Origin of the sequence: Kribbella ginsengisoli (assembly GCF_039537185.1) — a bacterium.
GTDB classification, from domain to species: Bacteria; Actinomycetota; Actinomycetes; order Propionibacteriales; family Kribbellaceae; genus Kribbella; species Kribbella koreensis.
Window position 1 is genome coordinate 136,863 of the sequence record NZ_BAABAA010000004.1, and the last position, 16,244, is coordinate 153,106.

16 protein-coding genes are annotated in these 16,244 nt (G+C 67.3%); 7 read left to right on the forward strand and 9 right to left on the reverse strand.

The window, feature by feature from the left end:
- Positions 1–91: 91 nt before the first annotated feature.
- From ABD768_RS17105 to ABD768_RS17115, 3 genes are all read left to right on the forward strand, one after another.
- Positions 92–2,926 carry a ribonucleoside-diphosphate reductase subunit alpha gene (locus ABD768_RS17105; RefSeq protein ID WP_344841602.1) on the forward strand — a complete coding sequence of 945 codons (2,835 nt, stop codon included), beginning with the start codon at positions 92–94 and terminating at the stop codon, positions 2,924–2,926.
- Positions 2,923–3,978, forward strand: a complete 1,056-nt coding sequence (locus ABD768_RS17110) for a ribonucleotide-diphosphate reductase subunit beta (protein WP_425552031.1) — start codon at positions 2,923–2,925, stop codon at positions 3,976–3,978. Before ABD768_RS17105 ends, ABD768_RS17110 begins: the two co-directional genes overlap by 4 nt.
- Before the next feature lie 93 nt (positions 3,979–4,071).
- Entirely contained in the window at positions 4,072–5,430 is a 1,359-nt protein-coding gene (locus tag ABD768_RS17115) for an outer membrane protein assembly factor BamB family protein (protein WP_344841603.1), read from the forward strand.
- 20 nt (positions 5,431–5,450) lie between these two features.
- Here ABD768_RS17115 and ABD768_RS17120 read toward each other — a convergent pair whose 3' ends face one another.
- The 3 genes from ABD768_RS17120 to ABD768_RS17130 are packed head-to-tail and all read right to left on the reverse strand — an operon-like array spanning position 5,451 to position 7,826.
- The gene (locus ABD768_RS17120) at positions 5,451–6,032 is read right to left on the reverse strand and encodes an isochorismatase family protein (protein WP_344841605.1); all 582 of its coding nucleotides are present in this window, start codon (positions 6,030–6,032) and stop codon (positions 5,451–5,453) included.
- A 10-nt stretch (positions 6,033–6,042) separates the two neighbouring features.
- Positions 6,043–7,395, reverse strand: coding sequence for an MFS transporter (locus ABD768_RS17125; RefSeq protein ID WP_344841607.1), 1,353 nt, complete (start codon positions 7,393–7,395; stop codon positions 6,043–6,045).
- Positions 7,392–7,826, reverse strand: coding sequence for a MarR family winged helix-turn-helix transcriptional regulator (locus ABD768_RS17130; protein WP_343963641.1), 435 nt, complete (start codon positions 7,824–7,826; stop codon positions 7,392–7,394). The genes ABD768_RS17125 and ABD768_RS17130 overlap by 4 nt, the downstream gene beginning before the upstream one ends.
- 115 nt (positions 7,827–7,941) lie before the next feature.
- Between ABD768_RS17130 and ABD768_RS17135 the strand changes: the two genes are divergently transcribed.
- Positions 7,942–9,030 carry an epoxide hydrolase family protein gene (locus ABD768_RS17135; protein ID WP_344841608.1) on the forward strand — a complete coding sequence of 363 codons (1,089 nt, stop codon included), beginning with the start codon at positions 7,942–7,944 and terminating at the stop codon, positions 9,028–9,030.
- Here the strand turns inward: ABD768_RS17135 and ABD768_RS17140 are convergent.
- The 3 genes from ABD768_RS17140 to ABD768_RS17150 form a co-directional block, all read right to left on the reverse strand.
- A complete protein-coding gene (locus ABD768_RS17140; RefSeq protein ID WP_343963645.1) occupies positions 9,017–9,280 on the reverse strand; it encodes a hypothetical protein in 264 nt (87 codons plus the stop codon). The two genes, ABD768_RS17135 and ABD768_RS17140, sit on opposite strands and share 14 nt — an antisense overlap.
- Positions 9,277–10,866 carry a citramalate synthase gene (gene cimA, locus ABD768_RS17145; RefSeq protein ID WP_343963647.1) on the reverse strand — a complete coding sequence of 530 codons (1,590 nt, stop codon included), beginning with the start codon at positions 10,864–10,866 and terminating at the stop codon, positions 9,277–9,279. The genes ABD768_RS17140 and cimA overlap by 4 nt, the downstream gene beginning before the upstream one ends.
- Before the next feature lie 228 nt (positions 10,867–11,094).
- Positions 11,095–11,493, reverse strand: a complete 399-nt coding sequence (locus ABD768_RS17150) for a hypothetical protein (protein ID WP_344841610.1) — start codon at positions 11,491–11,493, stop codon at positions 11,095–11,097.
- Positions 11,494–11,595: 102 nt separating this feature from the next.
- Here ABD768_RS17150 and ABD768_RS17155 point away from each other — a divergent pair, with 102 nt between their 5' ends.
- Positions 11,596–12,024, forward strand: a complete 429-nt coding sequence (locus ABD768_RS17155) for a hypothetical protein (protein ID WP_344841613.1) — start codon at positions 11,596–11,598, stop codon at positions 12,022–12,024.
- 27 nt (positions 12,025–12,051) lie between these two features.
- On the opposite strand, the gene ABD768_RS17160 is transcribed toward ABD768_RS17155, so the two are convergent.
- Genes ABD768_RS17160 through ABD768_RS17170 form a run of 3 tightly spaced genes read right to left on the reverse strand, consistent with a single transcriptional unit; the run spans position 12,052 to position 14,388 of the window.
- Complete coding sequence (locus tag ABD768_RS17160) at positions 12,052–13,143, reverse strand: branched-chain amino acid aminotransferase (RefSeq protein WP_343963656.1); 1,092 nt, start codon at positions 13,141–13,143, stop codon at positions 12,052–12,054.
- Between the two features lie 46 nt (positions 13,144–13,189).
- Positions 13,190–14,239 carry a 3-isopropylmalate dehydrogenase gene (locus ABD768_RS17165; RefSeq protein ID WP_344841615.1) on the reverse strand — a complete coding sequence of 350 codons (1,050 nt, stop codon included), beginning with the start codon at positions 14,237–14,239 and terminating at the stop codon, positions 13,190–13,192.
- Complete coding sequence (locus tag ABD768_RS17170) at positions 14,236–14,388, reverse strand: hypothetical protein (protein ID WP_343963662.1); 153 nt, start codon at positions 14,386–14,388, stop codon at positions 14,236–14,238. Before ABD768_RS17170 ends, ABD768_RS17165 begins: the two co-directional genes overlap by 4 nt.
- Positions 14,389–14,646: 258 nt before the next feature.
- On the opposite strand from ABD768_RS17170, the gene ABD768_RS17175 reads away from it, so the two are divergent.
- The gene (locus ABD768_RS17175) at positions 14,647–15,213 is read left to right on the forward strand and encodes an O-methyltransferase (protein WP_328326545.1); all 567 of its coding nucleotides are present in this window, start codon (positions 14,647–14,649) and stop codon (positions 15,211–15,213) included.
- Between the two features lie 126 nt (positions 15,214–15,339).
- Positions 15,340–16,155 (forward strand): aldo/keto reductase, encoded by an 816-nt coding sequence (locus tag ABD768_RS17180; protein WP_344841618.1) that lies wholly within the window; start codon positions 15,340–15,342, stop codon positions 16,153–16,155.
- Positions 16,156–16,244 lie beyond the last annotated feature (89 nt).

The window sequence follows — 16,244 nt, forward strand, 5'->3', positions numbered from 1 at the left end:
GTAGAGCGGGCTGCGCGGCTCTGGTGCGGGAACTCGTCGTGCGCTTCCCCGGGGTCCCGGTCGTCAAGAGACTCGCGTGGAGAGAGCGCTTGTGACCATCGTTTCTGCGGGCAAGGCGGCCCAGGCCGCACCCCCGAACCAGCTCACCGTCGTCCGCCGGGACGGCAACAGCACCGCCTTCGACCCGACCAAGATCTCGGTCGCCCTCAGCAAGGCGTTCCTCGCCGTCGAGGGCAGCGAGGCCGGCGCCAGCCACCGCGTCCGCGACCTGATCGCCGACCTCACCGCCAAGGTGGTCGACGCGCTGACCGGCCGCGGCCGGCACAGCGTGCAGGTCGAGGACATCCAGGACCAGGTCGAGCTGGCGCTGATGCGGGCCGGCGAGCACCAGGTCGCGCGCGCCTATGTCCTGTACCGCGAAGAGCGCGCCAAAGCCCGTACGCCGGAGAACGCGGCCGAGCTGAGCACCAGCGACAGCACGAACAACACACCCGCCCGGCCCGTGATCAACGTCCGCGCCGCCGACGGCAGCACCACTCCCCTGGACGTCGACCGGCTCCGCGTCATCGTCGCCGAGGCAGCGGCGGGCCTCGACGCCGTGGATGCCGAGCTGATCCTCGACGAGACGCTCGGCTCCTGCTACGACGGCATCGCGCAGCATGAGGTCGAGCTCGCCCTGGTGATGGCGGCTCGCGGGTACGTCGAGACGGAACCGGAGTACAGCTACGCCGCTGCACGCCTCCTGCTCGACCAGATCCGTCGCGAGACGCTCGGCCGGGTGCACGGTGAAGCGCGGCAGGCGAGCCAGGCCGACATGGCCACGGCGTACGTCGACTACTTCCCTCAGTACATCCAGACCGGTATCGACGCGGGCCTACTCGACCCCGAGCTGGCCACGTTCGACCTGGCCAAGCTGGCTGCCGCGATCAAGCCCGAGCGCGACCTCAACTTCGCCTTCCTCGGCCTGCAGACCCTGTACGACCGGTACCTGCTGCACATCGACAAAACAAGGTTCGAGCTGCCGCAAGCGTTCTTCCTGCGAGTAGCGATGGGCATCTCGCTGAAGGAGGAGCACCGCGAGGACCGCGCGATCGAGTTCTACGAGCTGCTCAGCTCGATGCGGTTCATGTCGAGCACGCCGACCCTGTTCAACTCCGGTACGACCCGCCCGCAGCTGTCGAGCTGCTTCCTCACCACGGTCGACGACGACCTGTCCGGCATCTTCGCCGGCATCCGCAACAACGCGCTGCTGGCGAAGTACTCGGGTGGTCTGGGCAACGACTGGACCCCGGTCCGCGGGATCGGCGCCAAGATCCGCGGCACCAACGGCGAGTCGCAGGGCGTCGTACCGTTCCTGAAGATCGCCAACGACACCGCCGTCGCGGTCAACCAGGGTGGCAAGCGCAAGGGCGCGGTCTGCGCGTACCTCGAGACCTGGCACATGGACGTCGAGGAGTTCCTCGATCTGCGCAAGAACACCGGTGACGAGCGTCGCCGCACGCACGACATGAACACGGCCAACTGGGTGCCCGACCTGTTCCTGCAGCGGGTCGAATCCGGTGGCGACTGGACGCTGTTCTCGCCCGACGAGGTGCCGGATCTGCACGACCTGTACGGGACAGCGTTCCAGACGGCGTACGAGAGCTACGAGCGCAAGGCCGACCAGGGTGAGATCCGGGTGTTCCGCCGGGTCAAGGCCGTCGACCTGTGGCGCCGGATGCTGACCGTGCTGTTCGAGACCGGTCACCCGTGGATCACCTTCAAGGACGCGTGCAACCTGCGCTCGCCGCAGCAGCACGACGGTGTCGTGCACTCGTCGAACCTGTGCACCGAGATCACCCTGAACACCACCGTCGACGAGACCGCGGTCTGCAACCTGGGATCGGTCAACCTGGTCGCCCACCTGACGGACACCGGTCTCGACGCCGAGCTTCTGAAGCGCACCGTCAAGACGGCCGTCCGGATGCTCGACAACGTGATCGACGTGAACTTCTACACCACACCTGAGTCGGAGCGCGCGAACCAGCGGCACCGCCCGGTCGGCCTCGGCCTGATGGGCTTCGCCGACGCGCTCTTCGCACTGCGCATCCCGTACAGCTCCGACGCCGCCGTCGCGTTCGCCGACAGCTCGATGGAGCAGATCAGCTACCACGCGATCGAGGCGTCGAGCGACCTCGCGGCCGAGCGCGGCCGGTACCAGACGTACGAGGGTTCGCTGTGGAGCCAGGGCATCCTGCCGATCGACTCGCTCGAGCTGCTGCGCCAGGCGCGCAACGGCGATCTGACCGTCGACACGAGCAAGCAGCTCGACTGGGACGCGCTGCGCGGCAAGGTACTCCGCGACGGCATGCGCAACTCCAACGTGCTGGCGATCGCGCCGACCGCGACGATCTCCAACATCTGTGGGGTCAGCCAGTCGATCGAGCCGATCTACCGCAACCTGTTCGTGAAGTCGAACATGTCCGGCGAGTTCACCGTCGCCAACCCGTACCTGGTCGCCGACCTCAAGGCGCGCGGGCTGTGGGACCAGGTGATGGTCTCCGACCTCAAGTACCACGACGGCATCCTGTCCCAGATCGACCGGGTCCCGGCCGACCTGCAGGAGCTGTACGCGACCGCGTTCGAGATGGACCCGCTGTGGCTGGTCAAGGCCGCGTCGCGCCGGCAGAAGTGGCTCGACCAGGCACAGTCGCTCAACCTCTACATGACGGCGCCGTCGGGCAAGGCGCTCGACGAGCTGTACCGGTCGGCCTGGCGGTACGGGCTCAAGACCACGTACTACCTGCGCTCCCAGTCGGCCACGCACGTCGAGAAGTCCACGCTGCAAGGCACGGACGGCCGGCTCAACGCAGTACCAGTCGCGCTACCTGAACCCACAGGTGCCGTTTGCTCAATCGAAGACCCTGACTGCGAGGCCTGCCAGTGACGACCACAGGATTGGGTGAGATCACCCTCGGAGCGGCCCGGATCGACGTCACCGACAAGGCGATGATCAACGCCCGGGCGGACGTGAACCAGCTGCTGCCGCTGAAGTACCAGTGGGCCTGGGACAAGTACCTTGCCGGGTGCAACAACCACTGGATGCCGACCGAGGTCTCGATGCAGGCCGACATCGCGCTGTGGAAGTCGAAGGACGGGTTGACCGAGGACGAGCGGCTGATGCTGAAGCGCAACCTCGGCTTCTTCGCCACCGCGGAGTCGCTGGTCGCGAACAACATCGTGCTCGCGGTCTACCGCCAGCTGACCAACCCCGAGTGCCGGCAGTACCTGCTGCGCCAGGCGTTCGAGGAGGCCGTGCACACGCACACCTTCCAGTACATCTGCACGTCGCTCGGGCTGGACGAGGGCGAGCTGTTCAACATGTACCGCGAGGTGCCGTCGATCTCCGACAAGGACGCGTGGGCGCTCAAGTACACACAGCACTTGGAGGACCCCGACTTCAAGACCGGTACGCCGGAATCGGACACGGACTTCCTGCGCGACCTGATCGCGTTCTACGTGGTCTTCGAGGGCATGTGGTTCTACACCGGGTTCGCGCAGATCCTGTCGCTGGGCCGGCGCAACAAGATGGTCGGCATCGCCGAGCAGTACCAGTACATCCTGCGCGACGAGTCGATCCATCTGAACTTCGGCATCGACTGCATCAACCAGATCAAGCAGGAGAACCCGCACCTGTGGACCCCGCAGTTCCAGGCCGAGGTCCGTCAGATGCTGACCGAGGCATGTGAGCTCGAGGTCGCGTACGGCCGTGCCACCATGCCCAACGGCATGCTCGGCCTCACCGCGGACCTGTGCGAGCAGTACATGCATTTCGTCACCGACCGTCGCGCCGAACAGATCGGCATCGCCCCGATCTTCGGCGAGACCCGCAACCCGTTCGGCTGGATGTCGGAAATGATGGACCTGAAGAAGGAGAAGAACTTCTTCGAATCCCGAGTCATCGAGTACCAATCGGGCGGCGGCCTGAGCTGGGACTGAGCCTCGAGCGTCCGGGGAACCGCCTCCCGTGGTTCCCCGGACCTCCCGGTTTGGCATGCTTGCGGTCCCACACATCGCCCAGTGAGGACCAAAATGCCCAAGCGAACCGCGGCACTCGTCGTTCTCGCGGTGGCCGTAGCCGCCGCGGCCCTGACGATCGTCCTCGACTGGGGTTGGTCCGCCTGGATCGCCACCCTGGCGATCGCTGCCGTCGCGCTGATCGTTGCCACCTGGCGGTCCAGGCCGGTACTGCGAACTGCCGCGGTGGTTGCCGCCGTAGCCGTCGTCGCGGCCGGAATCCTCGTGGTCCGCGTCCCGCCGATCAGATCGGCGGGCTGGGAGTCCGGATCGGACACACGCCTGATCGCGGCGGACGACCAGCTCGCGGTCCTGCTGAACCAGAAGACTCACGCGGTGCAGGGTCGTGCGATCTCCGATGGCCGCGAAGTGTGGAAGAACAGTTTCGGCAGCTCAGGCACGGTCCGGTCGCAGCAGCTGGGAACGGATGCTGTCCTTCTGTATGGCGACAACCAGGCCTCGGTCGTTTCGCTCGCCGATGGCAAGACCCGCTGGCAGCAGGACGTCGGGCAGCAGGAGCCGTTCACCACGAACGGCGATGTCGTCGTGTTCAGCGGCGACAAGACGACGACTGGCGTCGAGGTACAGACCGGCAAGAAACTCTGGACCTACTCCGGTGAGGCGACCGCCGGGTCAGGTGGACAGAGCTCCTACAACCCGAGGCGTTGGGTACCCCGATCCGACTGGATCGTTATCCGCGGTGACTCCGAATCGGCGCCGGTCACCGTGCTCGACGCGCGCACCGGCCAGGTGGCGGCCACCGTACAGGTCAAGAGCAACGACTTCGTTGTCGCCGGCAAGAGCTTCGTCGAGTTCGGCTACACCAAGCTCGGCCGTCGGCTGGCCAAGGGAACTCCGCTCGCGGGCGGGCAACCGTGGCAGACCGAGTTCGGCCGCTCCAACGGCCAGGAGTCGCTGGACGTCGTCGACGGCAAGGCGCGAGCTCTCTACGACACCAAGGCCGTCTACCTCGACCCCGGGAGCGGCACCGTACGCGAGGTCCCCATCGAGGACGACTGGTCCGTGAACTGGTTCAACGGCGGCTTCGGCGGCCGGTACGTCGCGGTCGAGCAGCGCGACCGCGATCGATCGGTCGACGCCTGGGCAGTGGCCGACACGGTCACCGGCAAGCTGGTGAACCTCGCCGGACGCGGACAGACAGTCGATCTGAGCATCGAACAGTTCTCGAACGACACAGCGATCTCACGCACCACCGTGGTCGACGCGGTGGGCGCCAAGAGCGACCGCTACGCCTGGATCACCGACGGCGCCGAACACGGCCGGCTCTCGACCCCCGGGTCCCGCCAGCGCGTCGAGTCCGCCGCCGGCGTCGTCCAGCTAGGCCAACGAATCCTGGTACTCCGCAAGGACTGAAGTAGTCACCTTGATCTGGCTCAGCTGTGGGTTTCGGCCAGCAGGTTCAGTACTTCGGTGGTGGTGCCGGATTCGCCTAGGCGGGGGAAGATCCAGTCGAGGCTGTTGCGGTGAGCGGTCTCGTTGAGGTCGGTCATGGCGTCGGTGGCGAGGGTGATGTTGTAGCCGTGTTCGTAGGCGGCGCGGGCGGTGGATTCGACGCCGATGCTGGTGGCTACGCCGGTGAGGACGATCTGGGTGATGCCCCGGCGGCGAAGGTGGAGGTCGAGGTCGGTGCCGTAGAAGGCGCCCCAGTTGCGCTTCACCACGACGATGTCCTCGGGGTGGCCGGCCAGGTCATCGACGATTTGGGCTGCGTTTTCGGCCGGTGTGCCGCCGGACCGACGGACGCGTTCGGTGCGGCCGGGGAGGCTGTCGGCAGGAGTGGTGTCGACGCGGACCAGTACTACGGGGAGCTGTCTGGCGCGGAAGGCGTTGGCCAGTTCGACCGAACGGGCGACCACCTCGGCGGTGGACAACGGCGTACCGGGGAGTGCGACGACGGCGTTCTGCAGGTCGATGACGACGAGCGCGGTCTTCGGGTCGAGGGTGGTGAGCGCCACGAGAGGCCTTTCAGGTGGGTTGGCCGATCCGGCGGAGGGAGCGGTCCAAGGCGGTGATGAGCAGCAGCAGAGAGCTGGTGATCAGGAGGAAGAACGACAAGTGATGGAGGCCGGTGGTCGAGGCGCCGGTCTTGAAGAAGGTGGCGTTGGCAGCGGCGGCGATGAGCGCGCCGAGGTAGGTGCCAGTACGGAGCAGGCCGGCCGACGAGCCCATCCGGGCCGGATCCGCCTGGTGGTAGAGCGCGTTCTGGTTGGCGAGACCGTTGAGTCCTTGCGGAAAGCCGGCCGTGACGCCGAGGGCGACGAGCAGCCAGAGAGCGCTCCCCGCATCGGCCAGCTGGAGGCCGGCGGCGGCGAGCAGCAAGATGATGCTCCCGGCAACGAGTTTGCCCCGTACCTGGGCCCGCCGGCCCGTGATCGCGGTGATCACGATCGCGGCACCTGACATCGGCAACAGCACCAGCCCGGCCGCGGAGGCGCTCAGCGAGCGCGCCTCCTCCAGCCATTGGGCGAACCCGTACAGGAACGAATAGCTGACCACGAACGACAGCACCTGCCGCGCATACGTCGCCAGCAAAGGCGCGTTGCCGCCCAGCACACGCAAGTCGATGAACGGTTCCAGCGTACGAAGCTCCCGCCGGGAAAAGGCCGCGCCGAAGCCAATCGCCAGCACTGGCAGGTACAAGCGGGACACGGCAGGCAGCATCAAGAAGACCATCAGCGACACCAGCATCGCCGCGAACAACACGATCCCCGCATAGTCCAACCGCTGCCCAGCCCGTACGCCGGTAGCGCGCCGAGGCAGCCAAAACCAACCGAGCAAGACGCAAGCAATCGACAGCGGCACGTTGATCGTGAAGATCAGATGCCAGCCACCCACCCCGATCAGTACGCCGCCGAGCGTCGGGCCGATCACCGCGATCACCTGGTTGGCGATCGACAAGGCGCTCAGCACGCCGGTCGGGCTCTCCTGGCCGGTACGGTCGGCCTCGCTCCGGATCAGCGACATCGAGGCCGGGTACGCCGCCGAAGTACCGAAGCCGAGCAGTACCCGCGAGGCGATCAGGAAGCCGAGATTGGGGGCCAGCGCGCCCATCAGCCCGGCGATCCCAACCAATGCGGTGCCGATCAGGTAGAGCCGGCGCGGTCCGTACGTGTCGACGAGCTTGCCCATCACTGGCTGGCCGACCGCCGTCGCCAGGTACAGGCCCGTGACCAGCCAGGCCGTCTGGGACGGCGGGATGCCGAAAGCAGCGCCGATCGGGATCAGCGCGACCGCCAGCATCGACGAGTTGATCGGGTTGAGGATCGAGCCGAGCATCATCGGCGCGATCAACTTCCGATCGAAACCCGCAGAGCTCACGCCTGGGTCACTTCATCCAACAGTGCGAGCGCCTGGATGATGGTCTGCCGCTGCTCCTCGGTGCACTTCTCCTGCAAGGTCGCGGCCAGCCATTCCTGCCGGACCTGTCGATCGCCCTGCAACCGCTCGACACCCGCCGTGGTCAGCGAGATCAGCTGCTTGCGACCGTCGTCGGGATCGGGGGTCCGCTGGACGAAGCCCAGCTCCACCAGGACCGCGACGGTGGCCGCCATCGACTGCGGGCGGACGCGCTCGGCAGCAGCGAGATCGCTGGCAGAGGCCACGCCGTGCTTGTCGAGCCGGCTCAGCACCGCCTCCTGCGAAGGCGTCAGATCATCGGACGCCGCCAGGGCCCTCAGCCGCCGGCGAAGGCGCCCGAAGGTCACCCGCACCTCGCTGGCCGCGAGCGCGGCGGACTCCGAGATCTCCATGCCTTCGACTCTAAACTCTTCAGTTCAGACTGTCCAGTTCAGCCTGTCTATATTTATTGTTGGCGCGACCAACAATTGCGAGCTATCGTTGGTCGCACCAACAAAGGAGAGCATGATGATCGAGCCGTTCACCATCGACGTACCGCAGGCCGACCTCGACGACCTGACCCAGCGCCTGAAGCACACCCGCTGGCCCGACGAGCTACCCGGCGTGGGCTGGGACTACGGGATCCCGCTCGCCAGAGTGAAGGAGCTGGCCGAGTACTGGGCGACCGGCTTCGAGTGGCGCAAACACGAGGCGCGGCTCAACGAGCTGCCGCAGTACACCACCGAGATCGACGGGCAACGGATTCATTTCGTGCATGTGAGATCAGCCCGAGAAGATGCGTTGCCGCTGATCCTGACCCACGGCTGGCCGGGCTCGTTCCTCGAGTTCGAGCAGCTCATCGAGCCACTCAGCGAGAACTTCCACCTGGTGATCCCCTCCATCCCAGGCTTCGGATTCTCCGGCCCGACGCACGAGAAGGGCTGGGGCGTCCCCCGGGTCGCCGAGGCCTGGGCAGAGCTGATGAACCGCCTCGGCTACGACCGGTACGGTGCCCACGGCGGCGACTTCGGGTCCGGGATCTCCCGCGCGCTGGCCGGCATCGCACCCGACAACGTGGTCGGCGTCCACCTCACCTACTTGCCCGGCCCGCCGCCGGCCGGCGTGACCTTCGACCTCGACGAGGAGGACACCCGGCGGCTGGACCGGATCAAGCAGCTGATCGCCAACCGCCCGGCGTACCAGTCCCTGCAGGCGACCCGTCCGCAGACGATCTCGTACGCCCTGACCGACTCCCCCGTCGGCCAGCTCGCCTGGATCGCCGAGAAGTACACCGAGTGGACCGACCCGGAGTCGGAGATCTCCCCGGACGAGATCCTGACCAACATCTCGCTCTACTGGCTCACCGGCACGGCCGGCTCAGCCGCCAGACTCACCAAGGAAACCGCCGGCATCGCGCCACCGATCTGCAAAGCACCGATCGCCGTCGCGGTAATGCCGCATGACATCACCCTGGCCGTCCGGGCTCACGTCGAGTACTTGTTCGACGTCCACCAATGGACCGAATTCGACCACGGCGGCCATTTCTCCGCCATGGAGGTCCCCGAAGCACTGGCCGCCGACATCACGACCTTCTTCGCAAGCCTCAGCAGTAGCTGACCTCGAGGACGCCGATGATCTTGTCGAGGCGGGCGGCGACCCGGCCGGCGTCGAAGCCGTTGCCTTCGACAACGATGCGCAGGGTGCTGGTCTCCAGGCACAGCTGGAGTTCGCGGACGTCGTACGGGTTGAGCTGGACCGCGATCCGGGCGAGCAGGCCGCGGGTCTCGACCACCTGCGCGGTGAAGGTGGTGAGGATCCGTTCCGGTACTACGTAGCCGACCGGTTCCAGGGTTGCCAGCGTGGTCATCGCACGACCTCCTTGTGACGAAGCAGACCGTAGGTGACGCCGTCGACCAGCGCCTCCCACGAAGCCTCGATGATGTTGTGGCCGACCCCGACGGTGAGCCACGAACCCTCACCGTCAGCCGTCTCGATCAGAACTCTGATCACCGCGTCCGTGCCATGCCCCTGGTCGAGGATGCGGACCTTGTAGTCGACCAGGTCGAACTTGTTGACCACCGGATAGGCGCGCTCGATCGCCGCCCGCAAGGCGTGGTCGAGCGCGTTCACCGGGCCGTTGCCCTCGCCGGTGACGATCTCGCGATCGCCACCGGCGACGAGCTTGACCGTCGCCTCCGAGACCGCTTCACCGTCGGCGCGCGATTCGGTGATCACCCGCCACGACTCGACGTCGAAGAAGCTGACCCGTTCGCCCGCGACCTCTTCGGTCAGCAGCAGCTCGAACGACGCGTCCGCGGCCTCGAACGTGTAGCCGCGCGACTCCATCTCCTTCACCCGGTCCGTCACCCGGCTGACCAGGTCGCGGTCGTTGCCGAGGTCGAAGCCGAGCTCGCGGCCCTTCAGCTCGACGCTCGCCCGGCCGGCCATCTCCGAGACGAGCATCCTCATGTCGTTGCCCACCAGGGCCGGATCCGTGTGCTGGTAGAGATCGGGATCCACCTTGATGGCACTGGCGTGCAGTCCCGCCTTGTGGGCGAAGGCTGACACCCCGACGTACGGCTGCCGGGTCGACGGCGGCACGTTCGTCACTTCGGCGATCGCGTGCGCGATCCGGTACGACTCGGCGAGCCGTCCGGGCGGGAGCAGTTCCATCCCGCGCTTGAGTTCGAGATTGGCCACGACCGCGAGCAGATCGGCGTTGCCGGTCCGCTCGCCGTAGCCGTTGATGGTGCCCTGTACGTGCGTGCAGCCCGCCTCGACCGCGGCGATCGAGTTGGCGACCGCGCAGCCGCCGTCGTTGTGGGCGTGGATGCCCAGGCGGGCGCCGGTGTTCTCGAGGACGTCGCGGACGACGTCCTGCAGTTCGCGCGGAAGCGTTCCACCGTTGGTGTCGCAGAGCGCGACCACGTCGGCGCCGGCCTCGGCCGACACCCGGACCACCTCCAGCGCGTAGGCCCGGTTGGCGCGGTAGCCGTCGAAGAAGTGCTCGGTGTCGAGGAAGACCCGCTGGCCGTGCTCACGCAGGTGCCGGACGGTGTCGGCGATCATCCGCAGGTTCTCGTCGAGGGTCGTCCGCAAGGCCCGCTCGACGTGCGCGTCGTGGCTCTTGGCAACCAACGTGACGACGGCCGCGCCGGACTCGCGGAGGGCGGCGACTTGCTGGTCGTCGGCTGCCGGCGTACCGGGCTTGCAGGTGGCGCCGAACGCGGCGAAGGTCGCGTGCCGCAGGTGCAGCTCGGTCCGCGCCCGCTGGAAGAACTCGGTGTCCTTGGGCACCGCGCCCGGCCAGCCGCCCTCGATGAAGCCCACACCCAGGTCGTCCAGGTGCTGGGCGATGGCGATCTTGTCGGCCACTGACAACGCCAGACCCTCCTGCTGCGCGCCGTCGCGCAGGGTGGTGTCGTAGACGTGGAACTCGTCGGTTGTGCTCACGGAATCGCCTTCCGGTGGGGGCTTCAGGCAAACAAAAAACCTCCCGCAAAGTGCGAGAGGTCTGCGCGCTCAGGTGCTGCTTGGCTGAGCGCGCTAGTCGATAATGATCTGGTAGCTCTTCATGACATTTGGCAGTCTGCCATAGGAATTCCGGCGCGCGGCCGATTGTCTCGAAAAGCGAACATCCAGTACGTCAGCCTGTACTACGTCGCTCACCGGAGTACTGAATTACGCGGTCAGCGACCACCCCGGGTCGTCCCAGGCCGCGTAGAAGTCTTCCCGGCTGAGCGGGCGAAGACCCCATTCGTCGCGGTTCAGCCCTTCCTCGGTGAGCGCTCCGTCCTCGTCCTCGAGCCGCTGCCACCAGTACCGCAAGACGTTGCCGTCCTCGCCGACCTGCAACTGCCGGACGATGACCCACTCACGCTCGTGCCAGACCGCCTCGAACAGCCAGTCCGTGCCGTACTCGTCCGCGCGCGCCCCGAAGGTGCGGGCACCGGTCCCCCGGTCGAGGTCGCGGATCAGCTCCACAGACGCCCGATAGGCCCGCACGGTGTCCGGCTGCCAGCCGCGTTGTTCGGCCAGCTCCGCGTAGTACGCCTCAACCTCATCCGGAAAGCCGCTCATACCCTCGCCTTCGACTGGCTGCCAGTCCTTCGACCCTACCGGGCCGGCCCCGGCCGGGGCCTGAGAGGATCCTGATGAAATCCGCTGGGTCGAGAGGACACGATGAAGCAATCCCCGTTCCGGCTGGCATCGGTTGCCTGCGGCATCGCCGCGCTCCTGGTGCTGGCGCCGACCTGGTTCACCTTCCAGGGATCGCCCGGGCACGAGGCCTACAAGGCCAGTGGCTTCGGGCTGACCGGGGTGATTCCCGGTCAGGATCATTCGCCGACCGGAGGCGCCGGCGTTCTGATGGTGTTCCTCTGCGTGGTGGCCGCGATCGCCCTGCTGGTGATCCCGCCCGACGACAAGGCCGCCATGGTGCTGGCCGTCGCCGGCCTGATCGCCACCGGCGTCATCCTCGCTGATCGGGGCCCCAAGATGGTCGGGGTCTCGGCGACCTGGGCCCCCTACGTCGCTGCAGCCGTCTGGCTGGTCGCGGTCGTCGTCTGCCGCCGGGCGCAGCCGCCCAGCAAGAAGCCCCGGCGACTCTGAGGTTCGCCGGGGCTCCTGCGCTGGCTTTCAGCAGACCTTGGTCATCCAGCCGTGGGTGTCGGTGGCGCGACCGTACTGCAGGTCGAGCAGGGCCGAGCGGACGGCTGCGGTGACCTTGCCACCCTCACCGTCGGCCACCTGGACCTCGCCGCCGTTCCACTTCAGCGAGGCGACCGGGGTGATCACCGCGGCGGTACCGCAGGCGAACACCTCCTGGATCCGGCCGGACGCCGCCCCGTCGCGCCACTCGTCGATCGAGATCTTGCGCTCGGTGACGGTGTAGCCGAGATCCGTGACCAGCTTCAGGATCGAGTCCCTGGTGATGCCCTCGAGGATGGTGCCGGACAGTTCCGGCGTGACGACGGTGCTGTCGTCGAGGACGAAGTACAGGTTCATCCCGCCGAGCTCTTCGACCCACTTCTTCTCGACCGCGTCGAGGAAGGCGACCTGGTCACAGCCCTGCTCGATGGCCTCGGCCTGGGCGAGCAGCGACGAGGCGTAGTTGCCACCCGTCTTGGCTGCGCCCGTACCGCCCGGGGCGGCTCGCGTGTACTCCTCGCTGAGCCAGATCCGGACCGGCTTCACGCCCTTGGCGAAGTACGAGCCGGCCGGTGAGGCGATCGCGCAGTACGTGACCTGGGCCGACGGACGGACGCCGAGGAACGGGTCCGAGCCGAACATGAACGGCCGCAGGTACAGCGAGGTCTCGCCGCCGGTGGGGACCCAGGCCTTGTCGATCTCGATCAGCTTGCGCAGCGAGTCGAGGAAGGCCTCCTCGGGCAGCTCCGGCAGCGCGAGCCGCTTCGCGGAGCGGTTGAACCGCGCCGCGTTCGCCTCGGGCCGGAACATGTGGATCGAGTCGTCAGGGTGCCGGTAGGCCTTCATCCCTTCGAAGATGGTCTGGGCGTAGTGGAACACCGAGGTCGCCGGAGAGAGCTCCAGCGGTCCGAAGGCGGTGATCCTCGCGTCGTGCCAGCCGTTGTCCCGGGTCCAGGTGGCGATCGCCATGTGGTCGGTGAAGTACTGCCCGAACCCTGGGTTCGCCAGGATCTGGGCGCGCTGGTCGTCGCTGGCCGGTTGGGTGTTTGGCTCAACGGTGAACTGCAAATCCGCGCTCATAAGCGCACCGTACCTGTTGAGGAAGTGGTCATGCGAGCCTCCGTTGTCAGCCCGCGGCGCGCTTCGCGATGGCGTCACCGATCTCGGAAGTCGTCCGGGCGGCGCCGGTCCGCTCCTCGATGTCGGCCGTGACGGCCGCCTCGATCGCCGCGGCCGCCTCGGTCAGGCCGAGGTGGTCGCAGAGCAGGGCGGTGGACAGGATCGCTGCCGTCGGGTCCGCCTTCTGCTGGCCGGCGATGTCCGGCGCGGAGCCGTGCACCGGCTCGAACATGCTCGGCGCGGTCTTGTCCGGGTTGATGTTGCCGCTCGCGGCCAGCCCGATGCCACCGCTGATCGCGGCGGCCAGGTCGGTGATGATGTCGCCGAACAGGTTGTCGGTGACGATCACGTCGAAGCGGGCCGGGTCGGTGACCAGGAAGATGGTCGCCGCGTCCACGTGCAGGTAGTCGACGGTGATGTCGGGGAACTCGGTCGCGACCGCGTCGACGGTCCGCTTCCAGAGGTGACCGGCGTACACGAGGACGTTGTTCTTGTGGACGAGCGTGAGCTTCTTGCGCGGCCGCGCCTGCGCCCGGGCGAACGCGTCCCGGACGACCCGCTCCACGCCGTACGCCGTGTTGACGGAGACCTCGGTGGCGATCTCGGCCGGCGTGCCCACCCGGAGCGCGCCGCCGTTGCCGGTGTACGGGCCTTCGGTGCCTTCGCGGACGACGACGAAGTCGACCTCGCCCGGGTTGGCCAGCGGCGAGCCGACACTCGGGTAGACCTTCGACGGGCGCAGGTTCACGTAGTGGTCCAGTGCGAAACGGAGCTTGAGGAGCAGGCCGCGCTCAAGCACCCCGGACGGCACGGTCGGGTCGCCGACCGCGCCGAGCAGGATCGCGTCGTGGCCGCGGATCTCCTCGAGCTCGGCGTCCTGCAGCGTCTCGCCGGTCTCGTGCCAGCGCTTCGCGCCGAGGTCGTACTCCGTGCGCTCGAACGTGACGCCGTAGTTCGCGCTGACCGCGTCGAGGACCTTGAGCGCCTCGGCGGTGACCTCGGGACCGATCCCGTCGCCACCGACAACGGCCAGCTTGAACGACTTGTTGGTGCTCACTTCTTGGGTTCTCCCCCGTTGTCGCGGCGGTTCATGGCCTCTTGGACTGGTTGGGTCTCAGGCGTGCGTGGGGCGGGACGGCGACGGCGGGCAGCCTTGCGCTCGCGTCCGTCGACGACCTTCCAGTTGGCCGGATACATGTCGTACATGCTGCTCTCCCGTTTGGTCTGGTGCTGTCACAAACGGCCGACGACTGGCACTACCGGGCGGGAGGTACGCCGAAACCCGCGCCGGGGAGGTCGGCCTTAGCGGACCCCGGCGCGGCAGCGAATAAGGCGTACCACGAACTGCATGATGGGTCCGAAGATACTCTGGCGTCCGACTATTTCGCCACAATGCGGGCATCCTGTCCCGATATGTGAGATACCAGTGACACAACTGGACCAATGCTGTGCAACTCTCAACCGGTGAGTGCTCCCCCAGAACTGCCGCCGCTGGTTTCAGCGGCCCTCAGCCTGTCCGGACGCCGTGGATTCGTCAGCGCGACGCGCAACGAGACCGGCCGATTGCTCGCCACCCTGGCGGCTTCCCGGACCGGAACGCTCGGCGAGGTCGGTACCGGCTGCGGCGTCGGCTCGGCCTGGCTGCGGCACGGCGCCACCGACGACACCAAGATCGTCACCGCCGAGAGCGATCCGCAGCTGGCCCAGGTGGTCAAGGAACTGTTCGCCGACGACGGCCGGATCGAGGTTCTCTCGGCCGACTGGACCGCCCTGATCGAGCGCGGCCCCTTCTCCCTGCTCTTCGTCGACGCCCGCGAGGCCAAGCTCTCCGCCCGCGACGTGATCGCCGAAGCAGTAGAGCCCGGCGGCTTCGTAGTCCTCGACGACTTCACCCCGTCCGCGGTCTGGCCCCCCATGTACGAAGGCCGGGTCGACACGCTGCGCCAGGAATGGCTCCAGGACAAACGCTTCACCACCGTCGAAATCATGGTCGCCACCGACGCCGCAGTCCTCCTCGCCACCAAGCGGTAGGTACACCTCCGAGGGGCAATACTCCGCCCACGCCGGCTCGTACCTCGCCTGCTCCCCACCCCCCAGCTACTCGTAGAGGTTGCATGATGGGTGCGCTGGACCGCTCATCTGAACTTTGGAGTAGACATGCAGACATCGCTGAAGCTTTCGAACGGCACTGAGATCCCCGCCCTCGGTCTGGGGGTCTGGCAGGTGCCGGACGGGCCGGTCACCGAGCGGGCGGTGGCCGCGGCGCTCGAGGCGGGGTACCGGCTGATCGACACGGCCCAGGCCTATGGGAACGAGTCGAGCGTCGGCCGGGCGATCCGGAGCAGCGGCGTACCGCGGGAGGAGATCTTCCTGACGACGAAGTTCCTTCCCAGCCGCCGCGACCCGCTGGCCGAGATGGAGAAGAGCCTGCAGCGGCTCGACACCGACTACGTCGACCTGTACCTGGTCCACTGGCCCCAGGGCGGCCCGACGGCGGCATGGCCCGGCATGGAAGCCGCCCACGCTGCCGGCCTGGCCAAGGCGATCGGCGTCTCCAACTTCAGCGCCGCCGAACTCGCCGAAGTGTCACGGACTGCCGAGGTCGCACCGATGGCCAACCAGTTCCAGTACAGCCCGTTCCTGGACCGTCGAGCCCTGGTCGACGCCTGTGTAGCCGCAGGCGTAGTCCCCCAGGGCTACAGCCCGCTGGGCACCGGCGAACACCTGGACGACCCGGTCGTAGCCAAAATCGCCTCCACCACCGGTCGCACCGCCGCCCAGGTCCTCATCCGCTGGTCCCTCCAACGAGGCGTCTCAGTAATCCCCAAGTCCTCCACCCCATCCCGCATCCAGGAGAACTTCGGAGCCCTCGACTTCGAACTGGACGAGGACGCGATGTCAGCCCTGGACGCCCTGGACACCACCGGCCACACCCCCGACGCGAAAGCCCCTGGCCAGAAGTGGTGGTCCTGACCGGGCCGACGTTGCCGGCCACGAAGATCGTCAAGGCGGTCCAGATCAGCAGGAATCCGGCCAAGCGTTCGGCGGGCATCGGTTCGCCG